Origin of the sequence: Microcoleus sp. AS-A8, assembly GCA_039962225.1 — a bacterium.
GTDB lineage: Bacteria > Cyanobacteriota > Cyanobacteriia > Cyanobacteriales > Coleofasciculaceae > Allocoleopsis.
This window is the reverse complement of the sequence record JAMPKV010000003.1, coordinates 256,738-276,638: the sequence shown is the minus strand read 5'-3', so window position 1 is coordinate 276,638 and position 19,901 is coordinate 256,738. Positions and strand designations below refer to the sequence as shown.

The 19,901-nt window shown below is 47.3% G+C and carries 18 protein-coding genes; 10 read left to right on the top strand and 8 right to left on the bottom strand.

Translation table 11 applies throughout. The features are described 5' to 3' along the window. Positions 1–10 precede the first annotated feature (10 nt). Both NDI48_06740 and dusA read left to right on the top strand, forming a co-directional pair. Positions 11–154: a hypothetical protein gene (locus NDI48_06740; GenBank protein MEP0830906.1), complete on the top strand. Its 144-nt coding sequence runs from the start codon at positions 11–13 to the stop codon at positions 152–154. After that, positions 151–1,200, top strand: coding sequence for a tRNA dihydrouridine(20/20a) synthase DusA (dusA, locus tag NDI48_06735; GenBank protein ID MEP0830905.1), 1,050 nt, complete (start codon positions 151–153; stop codon positions 1,198–1,200). The genes NDI48_06740 and dusA overlap by 4 nt, the downstream gene beginning before the upstream one ends. A 62-nt stretch (positions 1,201–1,262) precedes the next feature. Here the strand turns inward: dusA and NDI48_06730 are convergent, their stop codons facing one another. Both NDI48_06730 and NDI48_06725 read right to left on the bottom strand, forming a co-directional pair. Further along, positions 1,263–2,522 carry a class I SAM-dependent methyltransferase gene (locus NDI48_06730; protein ID MEP0830904.1) on the bottom strand — a complete coding sequence of 420 codons (1,260 nt, stop codon included), beginning with the start codon at positions 2,520–2,522 and terminating at the stop codon, positions 1,263–1,265. 130 nt (positions 2,523–2,652) lie between these two features. Then, positions 2,653–3,636, bottom strand: coding sequence for a carbohydrate kinase (locus NDI48_06725; GenBank protein MEP0830903.1), 984 nt, complete (start codon positions 3,634–3,636; stop codon positions 2,653–2,655). 342 nt (positions 3,637–3,978) lie between these two features. On the opposite strand from NDI48_06725, the gene NDI48_06720 reads away from it, so the two are divergent. Further along, positions 3,979–4,254, top strand: coding sequence for a response regulator transcription factor (locus NDI48_06720; GenBank protein MEP0830902.1), 276 nt, complete (start codon positions 3,979–3,981; stop codon positions 4,252–4,254). Between the two features lie 276 nt (positions 4,255–4,530). Here the strand turns inward: NDI48_06720 and yidD are convergent, their stop codons facing one another. Beyond that, a complete protein-coding gene (gene yidD / locus NDI48_06715) occupies positions 4,531–4,767 on the bottom strand; it encodes a membrane protein insertion efficiency factor YidD (protein ID MEP0830901.1) in 237 nt (78 codons plus the stop codon). A 60-nt stretch (positions 4,768–4,827) separates the two neighbouring features. Between yidD and NDI48_06710 the strand changes: the two genes are divergently transcribed. Both NDI48_06710 and NDI48_06705 read left to right on the top strand, forming a co-directional pair. Further along, positions 4,828–5,538 carry an SEC59/DGK1/VTE5 family protein gene (locus NDI48_06710; protein ID MEP0830900.1) on the top strand — a complete coding sequence of 237 codons (711 nt, stop codon included), beginning with the start codon at positions 4,828–4,830 and terminating at the stop codon, positions 5,536–5,538. A 340-nt stretch (positions 5,539–5,878) separates the two neighbouring features. Beyond that, positions 5,879–6,571 (top strand): hypothetical protein, encoded by a 693-nt coding sequence (locus NDI48_06705; GenBank protein MEP0830899.1) that lies wholly within the window; start codon positions 5,879–5,881, stop codon positions 6,569–6,571. A 982-nt stretch (positions 6,572–7,553) separates the two neighbouring features. Here the strand turns inward: NDI48_06705 and NDI48_06700 are convergent. From NDI48_06700 to NDI48_06685, 4 genes are all read right to left on the bottom strand, one after another. Further along, positions 7,554–7,706 carry a hypothetical protein gene (locus NDI48_06700; GenBank protein MEP0830898.1) on the bottom strand — a complete coding sequence of 51 codons (153 nt, stop codon included), beginning with the start codon at positions 7,704–7,706 and terminating at the stop codon, positions 7,554–7,556. A 393-nt stretch (positions 7,707–8,099) separates the two neighbouring features. Further along, complete coding sequence (locus NDI48_06695; GenBank protein MEP0830897.1) at positions 8,100–8,843, bottom strand: 16S rRNA (uracil(1498)-N(3))-methyltransferase; 744 nt, start codon at positions 8,841–8,843, stop codon at positions 8,100–8,102. 69 nt (positions 8,844–8,912) lie between these two features. Beyond that, positions 8,913–9,245 (bottom strand): pentapeptide repeat-containing protein, encoded by a 333-nt coding sequence (locus tag NDI48_06690; protein ID MEP0830896.1) that lies wholly within the window; start codon positions 9,243–9,245, stop codon positions 8,913–8,915. Positions 9,246–9,279: 34 nt separating this feature from the next. Then, positions 9,280–9,483 carry a hypothetical protein gene (locus NDI48_06685; protein ID MEP0830895.1) on the bottom strand — a complete coding sequence of 68 codons (204 nt, stop codon included), beginning with the start codon at positions 9,481–9,483 and terminating at the stop codon, positions 9,280–9,282. Positions 9,484–9,785: 302 nt separating this feature from the next. Between NDI48_06685 and NDI48_06680 the strand changes: the two genes are divergently transcribed. Both NDI48_06680 and NDI48_06675 read left to right on the top strand, forming a co-directional pair. Beyond that, positions 9,786–10,052: a hypothetical protein gene (locus NDI48_06680; GenBank protein ID MEP0830894.1), complete on the top strand. Its 267-nt coding sequence runs from the start codon at positions 9,786–9,788 to the stop codon at positions 10,050–10,052. After that, entirely contained in the window at positions 10,045–12,528 is a 2,484-nt protein-coding gene (locus NDI48_06675; protein ID MEP0830893.1) for an ATP-dependent Clp protease ATP-binding subunit, read from the top strand. The genes NDI48_06680 and NDI48_06675 overlap by 8 nt, the downstream gene beginning before the upstream one ends. 140 nt (positions 12,529–12,668) lie before the next feature. Here NDI48_06675 and mfd read toward each other — a convergent pair whose 3' ends face one another. Beyond that, on the bottom strand, positions 12,669–16,184 hold the full coding sequence (gene mfd / locus NDI48_06670; protein MEP0830892.1) for a transcription-repair coupling factor: 3,516 nt from the start codon (positions 16,182–16,184) through the stop codon (positions 12,669–12,671). 371 nt (positions 16,185–16,555) lie between these two features. Between mfd and NDI48_06665 the strand changes: the two genes are divergently transcribed. The 3 genes from NDI48_06665 to cysK all read left to right on the top strand — a co-directional run bounded on the left by NDI48_06665 (position 16,556) and on the right by cysK (position 19,237). After that, positions 16,556–17,806 carry a hemolysin family protein gene (locus NDI48_06665; GenBank protein MEP0830891.1) on the top strand — a complete coding sequence of 417 codons (1,251 nt, stop codon included), beginning with the start codon at positions 16,556–16,558 and terminating at the stop codon, positions 17,804–17,806. Positions 17,807–18,028: 222 nt separating this feature from the next. Next, positions 18,029–18,154 (top strand): Rrf2 family transcriptional regulator, encoded by a 126-nt coding sequence (locus NDI48_06660; GenBank protein MEP0830890.1) that lies wholly within the window; start codon positions 18,029–18,031, stop codon positions 18,152–18,154. Positions 18,155–18,271: 117 nt separating this feature from the next. Then, positions 18,272–19,237: a cysteine synthase A gene (gene cysK / locus NDI48_06655; GenBank protein MEP0830889.1), complete on the top strand. Its 966-nt coding sequence runs from the start codon at positions 18,272–18,274 to the stop codon at positions 19,235–19,237. The last annotated feature ends 664 nt before the right edge of the window (positions 19,238–19,901 follow it).

Sequence of the window (19,901 nt, the reverse complement as noted above, 5' to 3'; positions counted from 1 at the left end):
GGGGCACGACATGTCGTGCCCTTACCCTGTGGTATACGCAACTGTAGCTGCTGGCATAGTGCCTAAACAACGAGTGTTAAACCAGATTGCTAGTCTAGAACTGGATGCGATCGCTTCAATAAACCCTCAGATTTCAAAAGCCAAACTCGAATGAGCCATCTCAGCACAGCTATTGTTCCCAATCCGCTTTGTACCGAACTCACGGTACTCAATAGCGGTAACCCCTTAAGTGTTGCGCCGATGATGGATCGAACCGATCGCCACTTTCGCTATTTCATGCGGCAAATTACCCGCCGCACCCTACTCTATACCGAGATGGTCACTAGTGCGGCAATTCTACATGGCGACAAAGAACATCTACTGGGTTTCTCCCCTGAAGAAAAACCCCTAGCGCTTCAAGTCGGGGGCGATAACCCAAAAGAATTAGCGGAATGTGCGCGAATTGCTGAGAATATGGGCTACGACGAGATTAATCTCAACGTGGGTTGCCCCAGCAGTCGAGTGCAAGATGGGAACTTTGGGGCTTGCCTGATGGCACAACCGGAACGGGTAGCAAAGGCTGTAGAAGCGATGATTGAGGCGGTGAATATCCCTGTTACAGTCAAGCATCGTATTGGGATTGATGAGTGCGATCGCTATGAGGATATGGTTAACTTTGTTCGTATTGTCTCAGATGCAGGCTGTCAGCGCTTTACTGTCCACGCCCGCAAGGCTTGGCTTCAGGGTTTAAGCCCCAAGGAAAATCGCGATATTCCCCCTTTGCGTTATGGTGATGTGCATCGCCTCAAACAGGAATTCCCTCACCTATTCGTTGAAATTAATGGGGGATTCACTCACTTAGAACAGGCGAAAGATCAGCTAAAACTTGTGGATGCGGTGATGATTGGACGTGCCGCTTACGACAATCCTTACTTGTTTGCACCGGCTGATTCTGAGATTTACGGTGAGGAAGGTACACCCCTAACTCGTCATGAAGTAGCTGAAGTGATGTGTTCCTATATTGATTTCTGGGTGGCGAAGGGACTGAAGCTGAATAAAATTACCCGGCACATGCTGCAATTGTTTTCGGGACAACCGGGAAGTAGAGCATGGAAGCGTATTTTGACAGAAAAGTCATGTATTCCTGGTGCGGGTTCTGAGGTAGTTCAGGAAGCTTTGGTGAAAGTGTCTCAATCTATGGCAGTGGTGAGTGTGAGTTGAGGGGGATGGGGGTTTTTCTGATGTACTTCACGCAACTAAGAACTGCTGTAAAGCAGAAAAAATTAAAACATTGGCGGTACAATCAATCCTTTGAGTGGCACTTGTTCTTCCTGTTGCTTTAATCCCTTACTCTGAACCAGAACACCAAAACCCCCCAGTCCCATTGGGTCCATCAACTGATGTAAAATCTGACGACGCTGCATGATTTTTATCACATCTTGGCCTTTCGCGATCGCATTTCCCCGATCGCTATCCCTTGCAGAAAGTGCCGCAATGCGATCGCCTAATCCCAATGCCATTAAAAACAACCCCTGCTGAGTGAACCCAACCTTACGCAAACCGCACAATTCCCCTTGACGTTCTAGAGCAGTAAAGTTGACATGGGCGGTAATATCCTGCTGTCCAATATACAAATAGGGGTTGTCATGATGCTGATGCTGGTAATAACATTGCAACGTCCCTTGATGACGCGCTGGCTGATAATAGCGATCAGCCGAGTAACCATAATCAATTGTTAATAAAAATCCTCGGTGCAATCGCTTGGTGACAGTCTTTAACCAATCCAAAGCGGCTAAATTAACTTCGGTGCGATAACCTTCCGGGTAAGTACCTGATAATAAGTCAATACCGATGAAGTCGAAATAGTCGGTTAATTTAGAGGTTGATAGAGTATCTGTGATTTCGACAAAGTTAGTTTCAGACGGTGCTTGTGCGTCTAACGTTATGTTATCAATACCAGTATTAGCTGTTGTCACATAAATTTCCTTGATTTGCCCCCCTTCGATTACAACTTGATGTACAGGAAAAGCATCAATTAGCTCATTGGAGAAACAGCAACCTATAATTGAATTTTCGGGGATTTCTTCTAACGAACACCATCGTAAAGGTAACGCTTTGTCCCCTATTTTTAACCGATGTAGCTGTTGTTGTTGCTGATAAATTAGTCCTGCGGCTTTTTCGATAATGATGTACTCTAACGCCTCAAAACAGTCTGGGTAATGCCGATGCAGGTAATACAATACATCTGCCGCCAACAACCCTTGACCTGCTCCCATTTCCATTAAGGTAAAAGGCATCGGGTGTCCTAAAATATCCCACATTTTGGCAAACTGCTCAGCCAATAACTCCCCGAAATCTCTACTTAAGTGAGGTGAGGTAAAAAAGTCGCCCTCTGAGCCAATGTTGACGGCACCTGTTGCGTAATATCCCTGTTCTGGGTGATAGAGTGCCAAGTCCATGTAATCCGCGAAGGTAATGCGGTGCTTGGGTTCAGCGGCAATTTGATTGGCAATTATGTTTCGCAGGAGTTGGTCAGTAGTCATATTAATTCAAAATTAAAATATACAAAACCCGTCCAACAAAATGCTGTCTTAGGACGGGTTTGGATGGTTGAGTTATCGACTGATGTCCCAGATTGTCAGGTAAGAGTTTCACCTGGCTAAAGATGACGCTTTAGTGTTCCTTGAGAAATGCTTCTACCTCTTGGGCTGTGGGTTGAGCCGCGATCGCACCCGGTTTCAAGGTCGTCAGTGCGCCCACGGCACTAGCATATTTCACAACATTCTTCGCTGATTCAGCATCAACAAGGCTCTTAAGCCCATGTTGACACAACTGATGAACAAACCCGGCGACAAAACCATCTCCAGCACCCGTCGTATCCTTGGTAGCCATGGAAAAAGCTGGAATCTTATCTTCATGGTCACTCAAGCAGTAGGCACAGCCTTTGTCGCCATCCGTCACTAAGACGCCTTCGACTGAGCCAAGACGATGGGTAATTGCACCTGCATCTGTAGTATCAAAGAATAATTCCGCTTCTTCCTTAGCAATCTTGAGAAAATCGACTTTGTGCAAAATCTCCTGAACCAGTGGCTTAGCCTCACTGGGATCGGGCCAGAACATGGGACGCCAGTTGATATCCACTAATACTTTGACATCATACAGTTCTGCAAAGCGCAGGGCTTTTTGAATCGCTTCTCGTGTTTGAGGATAAGCCAACTCCAACGTTCCTAACACTAAAAAATCAGCGGCTTCAAATAAAGACTCCGGTAACTTGGATGATTGGAGGAAGGCGTCGGCAAATTTCGAGGTATCCAGTTCGCCAAACCCGGCAAACTCGCGATCTCCCTGCTCAGAACGCACGACGTAAACGTTTCGCGTGGGTGCCGTTGGATGGCGCTGGACGCCGGTGCTATCCACCCCAACTTCCTGCAATAACTGAACTAAATCGTCTCCGGCTTCATCCTGTCCCACACAACCGATAAAGCCAGCAGGGGTTCCCAGCTTCACCAAGGCACAGGCAACATTGGCTGGAGCACCTCCTGGGTAAGGAGTCCAGGATTCAACGTTTTCAAGCGATCGCCCTAGCTGATCGGCTAGAAGGTCAAACAAAATTTCACCCAGGCAGAGTACACGAGGATTGGTCACGGCTGCATACATCTCGACTGCTTTCAGACTACCAGAGGCGTGACGATCTTCTGATTTCTATCCTTGTTCCTTCATCTTTAGAAGGAAATTTCTCATACACCTGGTTAATCCTTTAGAAAATAATAGATATTTTTACTCATGTATATATACTTAATAAATCAAGGAGTTTTTCTCCTTTGCTAGGGGAGAATCCTCGCTGGGCAAGCTTAACAGGCTCATCACCCTAATAAGGAGTGGAACTGGAAGCTCTTGCCTCAGATGTTTGAATCGATTCCTTGGCTGGAGTCTCTCTCAGGTAGTCTCAATAAACAATCTTCTAAAATGGTAAGTAGATATACCAAGGGCAAAATACCTATGGCTGGTGGCGAGTCATACACCCCCGCGTCCCTTAGCGATCGCGAAGTACAAATCATCGAACTAGTAGCCGCGGGTTTAACCAATCAGGAAATTGCCCAGCAGCTAGAAATTAGTAAGCGCACGGTCGATAATCACATCAGCAACATCCTGACCAAGACATCGACCGATAACCGGGTAGCGTTGGTACGTTGGGCCTTACAGTGGGGCAAAGTTTGTATAAATGATGTCAACTGCTGTCCCTTACCCACACCCAATGATCAAGCGCTTTCTTAGCTGGTGGCTTCATCTCGTGCGTAAAGTATTGGCGGTTTGCTTCATTTGGACATTGAGAGGTTGCGGGGATTCTCTGTGAGGCCACTTGGCTTCAGGGGACTCTTTGACAGCATTCACTCAACGTCTTGGTGCAAATCTTAACAGCTCCGCAGTGTTAACCTTTCCTGACCGAATCCTGAGTGAGTACCGATGACACCGCCTAATACGATTTTCGATACAAGGATTATGGCTGTGCCATGACAAAGCTTCAGAGCTACAAATCAAATCTGGATGGGTTTATTCATCGTCTGAGCAACTCACCTGAGGTGGTACGGGATCGTATCCCCCTGGATGGAAGGGATGACAGCGCAAGATTCGCCTCATCGCTAGCCAGCTACCGCGCCAAGTCCCAAACCGTTCGATGGCTTGGATCGCATAGCTCGAACACGTCGGCTGAAAGCGGCAAACGGGTGGAAAGAGGGGAGAAATAAAACGACGGTAGCCCCGGATTAGCCAAATTAGTAAGATTTTCATTCTGGGCCCGAAATCTCGATAGAGTGATAAAGAGGTTGTAATTTTTGTCTCAAGAAGTCCTTGTTTCAATCTATACCCTGGTTAGAATCAACTCCAGAATTATGGCTCCAAATTAGTATTGTTGGAGTCGGTTTAGGAGCCATTGTCTTATTTGCAGAGACGCTACATCGCCGTAGTGGCAGGAGTTCAGAACTGGCGCGTAAGGTCGTCCATATCGGCACCGGCAACGTGATTTTGGTGGCTTGGTGGCTGCAAATCCCCGCTTGGGTGGGCATCTCGGCCTCAATTATCGCCAGTCTGATTGCGCTTTTGTCTTATTACATCCCGATCCTGCCCGGTATTAACAGCGTCGGGCGCAAAAGCTTGGGGACATTCTTTTATGCGATTAGTATCGGTGTCCTCGTCGCCTGGTTTTGGCCGCTCCAGCAATTCCACTATGCGGCTATGGGTATTTTGGTAATGACTTGGGGCGATGGACTCGCTGGACTCATCGGTCAGAAGTTTGGTCAACATCCTTATGAAGTCTGGGGAATGAAAAAAAGCTGGGAAGGCTCTTTGACAATGGCTCTGACAAGCTATGCCGTCAGTTGCTTGATTCTTTTGAGCGTCCAGGGCAACGTTTGGCAAACTTGGTTGGTGCCAGTGGCGATCGCAATTGTTGCCACGGCTTTAGAATCCTTCTCCAAGCTTGGGATTGATAATCTCACCGTTCCTTTGGGGAGTGCTGCACTGGCTTATTACTTGAGCGTACTTCTTCCCTTGGGCGGTTGATCCCTAGAGTATTTTGGGTTTTTGATGTTCAGCCAAAGTACTGAATTTCTCTTTGGGTTTTCAGCCATTTTGCTGAAGTTGGATGGTGGAACTCGCCACTATACTCAAAACTATATAGTTTGATACCGATTCTCTCCCTTACGCCACTTAATTTGGAGAGATTTAACGGTCTACAGCACTAGCAACGCTGATCACCTTAAATCCCAAAGCAACCAATAATCTTAATGAATATTAGGATAAATCTTTCTTTTGGATTATGTACTATCTTTAAGATAGGTGAAGATATATTACTACAATTGACTGATAACCGCAGCAACATATCCCGAACGATAGACCCCTGATGACTTTCTTCAATCCCACAGAACCCATTCTCCGGAACAAGCAAGAATCACTCGATTATCAAGACCGTCAAGGGTTGTTACGCATTCACCTCCGAATTGGAGATAAGACCCTAATTTCTGGTTTTTACACTCGAATTGACCAAGTATTTATCCTTTGGGGTCTGATTTCAGGTGTTATTTTTATAACAGCTCAATTTCTTCCCATTAGCTGGGTTATTCAAGCCGTAATTTGGACAGTACTCACCCTCATCGGTACGAGTGTGATGGTGTTCTTGACTCACTTTTGGGTCAAGGTCGAGCGCTTGCAGTGGGTACTGTATTGTTGGGTCAGCCTGATGCTGGGAGGGCTTGTTGTAACAGACCTGAGTATCTTCCTGGGTTGGGGAGAAGTGTTAATGCGTCTGTGTCCGCTGTGGTTAGGGTTAAGTGCTGTTGGTTACTTTTGTACAGGAGTGGGGATGCGATCGCGTGCCTTTATCCTCGCTGGACTCGTTCATCTTTGCGGTATTGCCGCCTTACCCTATACAGGTAGTTTGCAATTTGTCTCCACCGGCATCATGATGGCAGTGAGTTTGTTGATGTTTGCCGAAGTCCAGTGGGATATGCGACCCCCGATCGAGTACAACTTATTAACGCTAGAACAAAAACAGTTCAATCAAAAACAGTATCAACTTCGACACTTGTCCTTGTGATTTTCCATGCCGCTCACATTGATCCCGTCTAGCGGTTTGCCCTGAGTGAAAGGGTTGCAATAGAGTTCACCGCTCCTTCGACAGACTCAAATGTTACGGTATCGTTGCATTCGCTCCTCTCTCTCAGGAAAAACTTTATATCTTTTAAAAAAAGAACATTCTAGTTTGTGCCATTATTTACAGTAGTGAAATTGAGTTTGTCCCCCTAGGCTGACAGCCAATTATTAGCTCTTCTGCCTGTAGAGCGATAGAGCGAATTGGGTTCTGTGTGAGTCTAGTAGGCGAATAGAAATCGTACCGGTTGGGAGTTATACCGCAGTGGCCCATAACTGTATATCGGAGGAGAGCGACGTCAGATATACAGACGGTGCAAATAAAACGGCTGACTAGAAACGGTGTGAAGTTTTTGTCGCTTCCTTCACCTTATTGCTACCAAAGGGGGACTAAACTCCCCATCAGAGCGGTCTGAGGTAGTAGACGTTTAGGGGTCTAGCTGAAGAAACACGATAGCAATCCTAACTTTGATTTGTGAGACAGACCTTTTTAAGGAACCGCAGAGGACACACCAGGACGCAGACGAAAGAATAGAGGCTCTCATTAATCATTTAGGCTTGCTATAGGAATATAAAATTAAACCTCTGACTCTCAGGGGAGTTGGGGGTTTATATTTTATTTCAAAAGGAGATTTTGTCGTGTCAACCAATTAGGGATTTAAGATTAAGTTTTGCAATGAGTTGATTGATTTTCGCTTCTTACTCAAGTTCTAGTCGAAACTTACGATAGAACTAGAAGTTTTTATAGCAAAATGTCTGGTCAATTACTCCTGATTAATTGAAGAAAATCACGAGGATTGACCCAAATTTTGTATGCCATGGGTTTTAAAATATAGAGGCCAAAAAGTCGGTGGAGAAAATGCCTAAATCTCCACCAACTTCTTGAGTATTGACTGATAAAAAGGGTCAAAAATGGCTATTGTTAGTCGTTACCAATCGGCTCTCTTATGACCCTGTAAGGGTTCACCACTAAAAGGCTGTACCCCAATGATTGGATAAGCGTCGTCACTGGGACTAAAAATTCTGACTACCGCTTCAGAGATATACTGGGTGATACTGTTAAACAGTTTGTAAATGCCCATAAAACGACTCTCCTGATAGTTTGAAGGATGAGCTTAAATTGAATTGAGATGAAGTGAGTTCTATACTCTGGCCTGATTAAATTATGGGGAATTTTCGAGGGTTTGAGGTTAAATTGCAATATTTGTTTGATTAGGTTTGCAATACTTTTCTTAGAAGAGAGTAATAATCTTAATTATTTCGCTCGTTGTACAAACTTCTACATTTTTTTGAACCTTATTTCATCTTCCGCAAAAATTATTTGCATTAAATCCGCTCTTCGGGTTGGGCAGAAAGTGATGCATGACCCACATGTTTCTTAAGAAAGAGCGATCGCTGACCCATCGGTTCCCCAGGGATAGCGATGCCGGACATTCGTTGAAAGCGTCCCCAAAGGTAGTCCAGAGGTTGAGGGATTAGGTTTGAGTCGTTTCCCAAACTGATGAGGCTAAAGATAGAGCCAAGATTGGAGCGGTGACAGCTCTAAGAATACGGCGTCCGAGTGAAACGGGTTGGAAACGAGCACCTGTGGCTTGTTCTACTTCCACAGGTGTCCATCCCCCTTCGGGGCCGATAGCAATAACAACGGATGAGGGTGAAGATGCTAATTTTTGCTCAAGCAAGCAACTCAAAAGATGGGGCGCATCGCCCCGTGCCACGCAAATATAGCGGGAGGCGTTGGAGGTTTCAGGTAATTGCAGACTAGCGGTAAAGTCTATGGGGTCGAGAAGGGTGGGCACAAATTGGCGTTCAGATTGCTCAGCCGCCTCTTGAGTCAGGCGTCGCCAACGTTCGACTTTTTGGGTGCTGGGATTGAGGAGGGTGCGATCGCTCTTTAACGGGATGATGCAAGCAACGCCCAACTCCGTTGCTTGATACACCACATCATCAAAGCCATTGCCTTTGGGCAGTGCGGCCATCAACGTCACCGTTCCCGGTAACTCGGTTTGCACGCACAGGGATTCGAGAATTTTAGCTTGGGTCAAACTGCCTTCTAACTCGCTCACCCACCAGCTACCCTGTCCATCCATCGCAATAAAGCGATCGCCTGCTTTCAAGCGTAAAACTCGACTCAGGTAGTGCTGTTGCGAAGAAGTCAGAAAAATCTCTCCCTCTTTGTGCTGTTGAGGGGAAATCACTAATCGTTGCAGTTGAGCCAATCGATTCTCCAGTTACTTGCGAATCGACAAATTTTACTAAAAATATATGAACTTTGAATTAAGTTTAAATTAAGTTTGAATCACGCCATCAGGCATGATTGCCCCACGCAGGTTAGCACGACTGAAGTTAGCCTCATGAAGGTGGGTTTGACTTAAGTTGACTTTGGTCAAGTTAGCTTCTGTGAAATTAGCTCCTGTCAGGGTGGCATCTTGAAGATTGGCATAACTGAGATTAGCGGCTGTTAAGTTGGCTCCCCTCAAATCTGCGCCACTAAAATCGGCATAACTTAGATTGACCTTTTTTAGTTGTGCCCCCATCAGATTCGCACCCCTAAAATCTCTTTGTCCTACTGCATATCGGCTTAAAAGTTCGCTGGTCTTCATCGCTTTTTTCGTTTTCATTTAAGGGTTGCTACTTCTGTTGCGGCACTGGTTTCTAGATGGGCATTTCTTGATGACAGGAGCTACATCGCCAGTACAGTCCTCCAAAACGCATATGACGCAGCAAGGTATCCGAACAGCAAGGGCAAGTCTGTTTACCCAGTATTGAGTAATCAAGAGTGATGGCTGTAGGGTGCTGACTCTGACGATTTGCCAGGTGAGTCAGCAATTGGTGCGGCGTCGTTAACTTAGCCAGCATTCTTTAACCAGGATGAATAATAATTTCAGTATAACAGTCTTACTTGACGATAAAATTTATTTTTTGATATAATCCCAACCTTTATTTACGTGCTACCCTTAAGAGACACTACAACAGTTGAGTAGCTAGGAGCGAAAAATCTACTCTTCCTATCTGACGGGCTTTAGGCGATAAGGGCGGTAGCGAACTAGGACACCTCTAGGAAAATAAACGGCTTGCTCGGCAAAGTCGTGTTAATAAACGGTGTTTCGGGCTGGATACGACTGACTAAGCCAATTCCTTGAACATGAGGGTGAGTACGAATGAACATTCAAGCGTTAGATATTAAGGTGGGAGATCGCATCGTTGCCTACTGTAAGGGAAAGATGCAAGCCTGTACCGTGCAACGGTTACTAGACTCGACGTCGCATAACATTACACTAAAAGTCTCCACATCTGTGCCTTATCGGGAATCATCCTCTTGCGTGGTTCAGTTTCACCGAGAGGCTTTGGTTCAAGTGGCTGGCTTAAAATCCCCCTCCCAGACAAAACAGCAATTACTCCCTCCCCAAGGACACCCCCATGTTTGAACGCTTTACAGATACAGCAATTAAGGTGATTCGGCTGGCTCAAGAAGAAGCACGTCGTCTGGGTCACAATTTTGTAGGTACAGAGCAGATTTTGTTAGGTCTGATTGGAGAAGCAGATGGTATCGCGGCAACCGTCTTGCAATCTCTGGGCGTCACGCTTCAAGAAGTCAGAGAAGAAATTGAAAAAATTATTGGTCGGGGTTCTGGCTTTGTTGCGGTTGAAATTCCCTTCACCCCCAGGAGCAAGCGTGTACTGGAACTGTCTCTAGAAGAATCTCGCACACTAGGGCAGGACTACGTTGGCACCGAACACTTACTTTTGGGTTTAATCCGAGATGGAGAAGGTGTGGCGGCAAGAGTACTCTTAAACCTAGGAGTTGACTCCAAAGAAGTTCGGGCTAAAGTCATTGAGATGCTCTCGGAAGCGAAACCGACCCTAAATGAGCGAAGTCGCACCCGCACCAAGACACCAACCCTGGACGAATGTGGCACCAATTTGACTCAACTCGCCGCACAGGGCAAGCTCGATCCCGTTGTGGGACGTCAGAAAGAAGTCGAACGAATGATTCAAATTCTGGTTCGTCGCACCAAGAACAATCCGATCTTAATCGGAGAGCCAGGAGTCGGTAAAACAGCCCTGGCAGAGGGACTCGCCCAGCGCATTGTCAACAACGATGTTCCCATCAGCCTTCAAGGCAAGCAGGTTCTCACCCTTGATACAGGTTCGCTACTCGCCGGCACGAAGTACCGAGGTGAGTTTGAAGAGCGCCTCAAGAAAATCATTGAGGAAATTCGGTCGTGCCAAAATATCATCTTGATGGTAGATGAGGTTCATACTTTAGTGGGGGCTGGAGCCGTGTCAGGTTCCCTCGATGCGGCAAATATCCTCAAGCCGGCCCTAGCACGCGGCGAACTCCAGTGTATTGGTGCGACCACTTTGGATGAATACCGTAAGTACATTGAGCGGGATGCTGCCTTAGAACGTCGTTTTCAACCGGTGATGGTGGATGAACCCAGTGTGGAGGAAACCATTGAAATTTTATATGGTTTGCGCGATCGCTACGAACAGCACCACCAGCTTAAAATCTCAGATTTGGCTCTCGAAGCTGCCGCTAAACTCTCCGACCGATATATCTCAGACCGCTTTCTACCCGACAAAGCGATTGACCTGATTGATGAAGCCGGAAGCCGCGTCCGGATACTCAACTCAAAAGTACCATCGAGTGCCAAAAGCCTGAAGAAAGAACTGCGCCAAGTTCTCAAAGATAAAGTAGACGCTATAGGCTTGCAAGAGTTTAGTAAAGCCGGAGAAATGCGTGCTCAAGAGATGAGAATTCAATCAGAAATTCGCGCACTCATCCAAGACGAGCAGTCTAACCTTAGTGATGCTGATGATGTTGACTACGCTCCCGTCGTCAATCAAGAGGACATCGCCCACATTGTTGCTTCCTGGACAGGAATTCCAGTGAACAAACTAACCGAATCCGAGTCGGCTAAGCTGCTTCAGATGGAAGATATCCTACATCAGCGACTCATCGGTCAAGAAGAAGCCGTCAAGGCGATTTCTCGTGCCATTCGTCGCGCTCGTGTGGGCATTAGTAATCCCAATCGACCCATTGCCAGTTTTATCTTTTCGGGTCCAACCGGGGTAGGGAAGACGGAACTCGCTAAGTCATTGGCGGCTTACTTCTTTGGCTCTGAATCGGCGATGATTCGGTTGGATATGTCCGAATACATGGAGCGTCACACCGTCTCCAAGCTCATCGGTTCCCCTCCTGGGTATGTGGGTTTTAATGAAGGGGGGCAGCTAACCGAAGCCGTTCGCCGTTCTCCCTATACCGTTGTACTATTTGACGAAATTGAAAAAGCCCACCCCGACGTGTTTAATCTGCTGCTGCAAATTTTAGAAGATGGTCGTTTGACCGATACTAAGGGTCGGACTGTAGACTTTAGGAATACGTTGTTGATTATGACCTCCAACATCGGTTCTAAAGTCATTGAAAAAGGTGGCAGTGGTCTTGGTTTTGATTCGAGTGAAAATCAAGCGGATGCTGGATACAGGTTCATTAGCTCGCTGGTAAATGAAGAGCTGAAAGCTTACTTCCGTCCAGAGTTCCTCAATCGTCTTGATGAAATCATTGTCTTCCGGCAATTGACGAAAAATGAAGTTAAACAAATTTCTTCTATTCTTTTAAACGAAGTATTCAGTCGGTTAAGGGAGCAAGGAATTACGTTGGAGGTTACTGAACGGTTTAAAGACCGCTTGGTGGATGAAGGTTATGACCCCAGTTATGGCGCACGTCCTCTGCGTCGGGCAATCACTCGGTTGTTGGAAGATTGCCTTGCGGAGGAAATTTTAAGTGGTCGCCTTCAAGAGGCAGATGTCGTTGTTGTGGATATAGATGATCAGGGGCAAATTAAAGTCTTGCAGGGCGATAAGCGGGAGCTACTGCCTCCACCAGCTTTAGCGGGATAGAACCTATTTAATTAATTGAACGAACCACAGAGGCACAGAGAACACCGAGGAAAGAGAGGAAAGAGAGGAGATTGGTAAGTAAGTAAGTAAGGGGGTGTAATAAATACTAAAGAAAGATGTTACACCCACTTAACTGAAATTCAAACGAGTGCTGGTTCTGGCAGTGCTCCTTGCATCTTACTCAAGAAGTTAATTAGGTTCTCCAATTGTTGCTCTGCTTTGAGCACAGCTAACCCGCGAACAGTTACTTTACCTGGCGTGTAAACTAAGCGCGATCGCAAATGTTCGGGGAGTTTTTCTTTGAGCAAATTCCAAGCGGGTTCCTCCATGGGTGTTTCTAAAACAACGTGCTGTTTGCCCTCTGGTTTAATGCGGCTAAACCCTAATGATTTGGCAATTTGTTTGAGTTCTACGACCCGAAGTAACTGATTGGCGGCGGTGGGAATTGGGCCATAACGATCGCTCCAATCGGCGGCAATTTGGACTAACTCATCTTTGGATTCCGCAGAGGCTACCGCCCGATACGCACTCATCTTCTGATCTAAATCTGGGATATAGTCCGCGGGGATAAAGGCCGTAAGATTAAGGTCAATTTGTGTATCATCCACCTTGGGAATTTCTTGCCCTTGAATCTCTTTGATCGCCTCTTGTAGCATTTCCATATACAGGTCAAAACCAATCGCCTCCATCTGTCCCGACTGTTCCACACCCAACAAATTGCCGACGCCTCGAATTTCCATGTCGCGAGTTGCCAATTGATACCCCGAACCCAACTGGGTAAACTCCTGAATCGCTCGTAAGCGCTGGCGAGCCTGTTCTGAAAGTACCTTCTGTTTCGGGTAAAATAACCAGGCGTGAGCTTGAATGCCAGCCCGACCCACTCGACCCCGCAATTGGTAAAGCTGAGCTAGGCCAAACTTATGGGCGTCTTCAATTAAGATCGTGTTGACTCTGGGGATATCTAAGCCAGATTCAATAATCGTGGTACAAACGAGAACATCCGCTTCACCGTTACCAAAGGCCAGCATCGTCGCTTCGAGTTCCGCATCATTCATCTGACCGTGGGCGATCGCGAGTCTGCAACCGGGTATCATTTCCCGTAATTGCGTACCCACTTCTTCAATGCCCTCAATTCTGGGTACAACATAGAAGATCTGACCCCCGCGATCAAGTTCAGTACGAATCGCAGTCCGCATGGCTTCGGGATCGTAGGGAGAAAGGTGGGTTTTAATCGGTCGGCGTGAAGGGGGTGGGGTGGTAATCAAACTCATCTCTCGTACCCCCGACAAGGACATATAGAGGGTGCGAGGAATGGGTGTGGCGCTGAGGGTGAGAACATCGACTTGAGTTTTGAGCGACTTAATCTTCTCCTTCTGATTCACCCCAAACCGTTGTTCTTCATCGATGACCAACAGTCCTAAATCGCGGAACGTTACCCCTTTTCCTAATAATTGATGGGTACCCACGACAACATCCAATTCCCCGGTAGCAAGGCGTTTTTGAATTTCCTTGCGTTCCTCTGCGGTGCGGAAGCGGTTGAGCAAACCCACATGAATTGGGTAAGGGGCGAAGCGTTCTTTAATGGTGTGGTAATGCTGCTGAGTGAGAATCGTGGTGGGGGCGAGGAAGGCGACTTGTTTACCGGCTGTAACGGCTTTAAAAATAGCCCGAATCGCGACTTCGGTTTTACCAAAACCCACATCCCCACAAACTAAGCGATCCATTGGGCGATCGCTCATCATATCCCGTTTCACATCCTGCACCGCCTTCAATTGGTCTGGGGTTGGCTGGTAGGGGAAGGAATCTTCTAACTCCTCCTGCCAAGGGGAATCGAGGGGGTAAGAAAATCCTTGGCGTTGCGATCGCTGGGCATACAGTTGTAGTAAATCAACTGCTAGTTTCTTAATTCCCTTACGCACCCGGTTCTTGGTTTTTTCCCAAGCTTTGCCGGACATTTTATTCAGTTCAGGCGGGCGTTCACCAGTGGCGCGAAATCGGGACAGTACCCCTAACTGATCAGCAGCAACTCGCAACAAGCCATCCGCGTATTGAATCACCAAATACTCACGAGTTTCGTAATTCAGCGTTAAGCTTTCCAGCTTGAGGAACTTACCAATCCCGTGATTTTTGTGAACGACATAATCCCCTTGCTGTAACTTGTTGGGGTCAACTTGTTTTGAGGCAGCGCGGCGTCGTTTGCGGACGTAACTGGGTGTGGCTAAGGTATGTTGCCCAAAAAATTCGCGGTCGGTGACGACGACGATCCGGTAGGTTGGGAGAATGAAGCCTTCGAGTTCGGCTAATCCGGAATATTTGACGGCGATTGGTGTGTGCTGGATTTGCAGCTTGTCAATCGCTGGGTAATCGCGGGGATTGGGGACGAACTGTGCAGGACAGTCGTGTTCTTGTAGGAGGGAGACAGAACGACTGGGTTGGGCAGAAATCAACCAAATCGAGAAGTTGCGATCGCGTTCCCCACGAATCACCTCGGCGAGTTTGGCAAACTGGTGGGGTGTTGCGGGTACGGGACGATTGGCGAGATTTAGACCTTGCTCGTCTGCCAGTTCCGACAGGTACACTGGCTTAAAACGTTGTGCGGTAGCTAAAGAATCGTCAAAAGAACGGTGAATTTTGGGGAGTGCTGGAGTTATCAGCGCCAGTTGTTCTTCGGCGTGTTCGTAAGCGCGATCATTATGTGCCCTACACTGGTCTGGTTCATCGATCGCAATTAAGGTATTTTCTGGCAGGTAATCCAGGATTGACGCGGGTTGATTGAAGGCAAAACCCAGAAAACGGCGGATGCCTTCTGGGGGTGTCCCTATCTCCAAGGCGTCTTGTTCTTCAGGAGAGAGATGGGCTTTGACTTGTTCCACTCCAGACGTACTCAGCACCTCAGCCACAATCGGGCCAAAATCCGTAGGGGTGAGTACCAACTGGTCTATCTTATCGAGAGAGCGTTGGGTGGCGGGGTCAAACTCTCGCATCTGGTCGAGTTCATCGCCAAACCATTCCAACCGTACAGGTAATTCAGCGGAGACGGGGAAAACATCCACAATATCACCCCGCCGACTCCATTGACCCTCTGTTTCCACTAGGGGAACGCGATCATAACCCAGCCGCGCCAACTTCTGATCCACCGTTTTGGAGTCCCAAGTCATCCCTCGGTTGAGCGTCAAGCAGTAGGGTTTAAAAGCCTCTACTGGGGGGAGGTGGGGTTGCAGCGCCGCGTGTGTGGCGACAATCGCCATTGGCCCGTTGTGCGTTGCCCCTGACGCCTGTATGGGCGACGGCTGCGTCCCCCCTCCTCGTGACTCTTGAGTTCTCACCAAATCGGCTAACACCTGCATTTGCCCCCAAGTCATCTCAGATTCTGGGTTAAATGGCTCATAGGGCGAGGCTTCAGAGGTTGGGTATAAATGGACGGTTTCCCAGCCCATCGCTTCCAGTTGGGTAGCCCAACGGCTGGCTTCCTCCAGGGTGCTAGAGACAACGAACAAGTGGCTAGAACGAGCTTTGGCAAGAGCAGAAGCCACCAATCCCTTGGGTAGACGGGGGATACCACTCAGATGCAGAGAGGAGGTGCGATTCAGCTTCGAGAGCAGTTCTCCGGTGAGGGGCGATCGCTCTAGTGCCCGAATGATCGAAGAAAAAGCCATGGGTCCACAGAATGTGTGAGAGGGTAATCACAAACGCAGGCAAGCTAGCTGCCTATCTCACTAATTTTAAAGAAGCCGCTGGGAATTGATGGGCTCAGGCACAGTGGAGCCGGAGCTCATACGAGGATGGGGGAGTGATTTTCGCCTGGGGGTATTAGGAGTAAAAAGGCCAACTACACAAGCTTTATCTAGATGTACACTGATCATTGCACCCCGTACCTCTGCCTTCTGCGACTGGAATAGGAGGTTGGAAGATCCCATAGTAAATCAGCTCGGCTCAGTTCGCCGAAACTACCAGTAAAAGAAGGTTTTCTTTCTCTGTGGAAATTCTCATTGTTTTCTTACTGATCGTCCTCAACGGCATCTTTGTCATGTCAGAGATGTCCATTGTCTCCGTCCGCAAGGTGCGGCTGCAACAGGTAGCCAATCAGGGAAACGTCCAAGCTCGTATTGCCTTGGAACTGGCGAATGCCCCGAATCAGTTTTTGGGTACTGTTCAGATTGGAATCACGCTCTTAGCGATTGTCTCTGGTGCTTTCGGTGAATCAGTGATTGCGACGAGAGTTGGGGCTTTGGTCAATTTGATTCCCTCGCTGGCTGTCTATAGTCAGGCGATCGCGTCAGCAACGGCGATTTTGATTATCACTTATCTAACGCTGGTGATTGGCGAACTGATGCCCAAGCGGTTGGCGTTAAACAATCCGGAAAAAATTGCCTCTGCTGTTGCCATCCCGATGCAGATGTTGTCTAAAATCACCTTTCCTGTGGTGCAGTTGTTGAGCGCTTCAACGGAGATGTTGATGCGGCTGTTGAACATCAGACCTTCTACAGAGCCACTGGTAACAGAAGAAGAGGTGAGAGTTTTGATCGCGCAAGGCACGGAGGCGGGAACGTTTGAGGAAGCGGAACAAGACATGGTGGAACGAGTGTTTCGCTTGGGTGATCGGCGAGTGAGCGCTGTGATGACACCGCGACCGGAAATTGTCTGGCTCGATCTTGACGATTCAGCAGAAATGAATCGGCAGGCGATTATTGATAGTAATCATTCTCGATATCTAGTTTGTCAGGGGGAACTAGACAATGTGCTTGGGATCATTCGAGTCAACGATTTGCTAACCGACTGTCTCGCAACTAAACCGCTTGACCTAACCAAAGCCTTGCAACGTCCGGTCTATGTGCCAGAAAGTACACCTGGATTGAAAATTTTAGAGTTGTTTAAGCAATCCGGTACTCAGATGGCTATCGTCGTTGATGAATATGGTGTGATTCAAGGATTGGTAACCCTCAACGATATTTTAGAAGAGATTGTTGGCGATATTCCCTCTATCGATCAGGTAGACGAACCCCAAGCTGTGCGGCGTGACGATGGGTCTTGGTTAGTGGATGGAATGTTATCGGTGGACGAGTTTTTTGAGTTATTTCATCTTGAAGAATTGCCGAGAGAACAACGCGGTAACTATCACACTGTGGGTGGCTTTGTTGTTACCCATTTAGGACGTATTCCCAGCGCTACTGATTCCTTTGAATGGCGGGGTATGCGCTTTGAAGTGATGGATATGGACGGCAATCGAGTGGATAAGTTACTCGTGGCAAGCACTAGAAATTCAAAAGTCGATAATTGAGTTAAATCCTTGAACTGATGAGTTTTGTATTAATTTTTAACATTTGCAGAGTGTAAATGATGCTTTCGTAACCCTACCAGGGAAATTTTGTCTCCTGGGTCAGTTCCAGTCCCAGAAAGCCTACAAACACAAATGAACTTAATATCGGGCGGATAACCGTAGTATAGTAAGAGGGGAGGTTGGCTTTTAAGTGATTCCATCGACAGGGAACTTTCCTGTCGGATGAGATATGTATTGTTGGCTTTGCTAGAATTAGCCAGCCATCATCAACAGGGAAACTATTTGCAAATCGACCCGATTGCTGAGGGGCATCAAATCCCAAATCGCTATTTGGCGCAACTTAATTGATGGCGCTACGATGCAGTGGGATAGTCCAACCTTACAGGATTTGCTTGAAAAACGGGATGAGAGCCAACAGTCAAATCCCATATATTACATTTAGACTTGCAAAAGTGGGTAACAGTAATGAAAATTGCTCATGATGTAACGGAATTAGTTGGACATACGCCTCTGGTTCAACTCAATTCCATTCCCCAGTCAGAAGGATGTGTTGCTCGAATTGTCGTGAAGCTAGAGGGGATGAATCCAGCCGCTTCCGTGAAAGACCGGATCGGCGTGAGTATGATTCAGGCCGCAGAGGAAGCCGGTCGGATTGTGCCGGGACAAAGTGTGATCGTCGAACCGACCTCAGGTAACACGGGAATTGCTTTAGCGATGGTTGCTGCGGCGAAAGGTTATCGCGTGATTTTGATCATGCCTGATACCATGAGTCACGAACGGCAAGCAATGCTCAAAGCTTATGGTGCTCAAGTGGAACTGACGCCAGGATACCAGGGGATGAAGGGGGCGATCAATCGGGCGCAAGAAATTGTGGCTACGACTCCTAATGCCTTCATGCCGCAACAGTTTCGCAATCCCGCCAATCCGAAAATTCATCGGGAAACTACAGCCGAGGAGATTTGGGCGGATACGGATGGAGAGGTTGATTTCCTGATTGCGGGTGTGGGTACGGGTGGTACTCTCACGGGTGTAGCTGAGGTGATCAAAAAGCGTAAACCCAGTTTTAAGGCGATCGCTGTAGAACCGGCTAATAGTCCAGTACTTTCCGGTGGTGAACCCCAACCCCATAAACAGCAAGGTATTGGTGCTGGTTTTATTCCGGAGGTTCTTAACAAAGAGTTAATTGACGAAGTGATTACCGTCACCGATGAGGAAGCGATTGACTATGGTCGCCGTCTGGCACGAGAAGAAGGCATTTTATCCGGCATTTCTTCAGGTACGGCTTTAGCGGCGGCCATTAAAGTGGCAAAACGACCAGAAAATGAAGGGCGTTTAATTGTTATGGTACAACCGAGCTATGGTGAGCGCTATCTGAGTACGCCGATGTTCCAAGAACTGGAACCGGAAGAAGAACTCCCACTACTGGTTTAATTGAGTCGATGAGGGGTTCATACCACATCTGTGGCGATAACCCCCTTATTCCCCAAAGGAGGGGGAAGGAGAGAGGGGGGGAGGAAAGAGATTTTTTAGACGCTTAAAAAAGGAGTCTACAAGCCGGATTGGGTATCAAAAGCGATCGCGTTAGTTATGCGATCGCTTTTATTGTTTTTGCCCATCCCCCTTTTTTTCCGGTGATATTTGCTTTTTCGGGTGCCAGAAGCAGAAAGACTGTAGCGAGGGATTAAAGATAACTTAGTCTATCTTTCGCTTGGAATTGAGCATCAAACAGACTTGCAAGAAGATTTGGAAAATGCGTAATCTTAATACCCAGATTTGGATTTTAGATTTTAGATTTTGCGTTTTGGAAACCTTACCAGTAGGGAGTTTCCTCCAATAACGGTGACAAATCCTCGCCCCAGATGGTATAACAGGGCAAGGCTCGAATGTTCAAGAAAAAAAACCTTCCAATTGGGTAGCCCAAATACTGTTACCACCGTTTACCCTGCCATACTAGCCTTCTGAATGAACGGAGGGCAGTAGGCGGTAGAGGCTCAGTTCTTTGCTGCAATCCGCTGCCTCTACTGAGGATTTATCAATTCTATACCGGAAAATTACAAAGTCGTTTTGTTTTGTCGAGATTTAATGAAGCCATAGA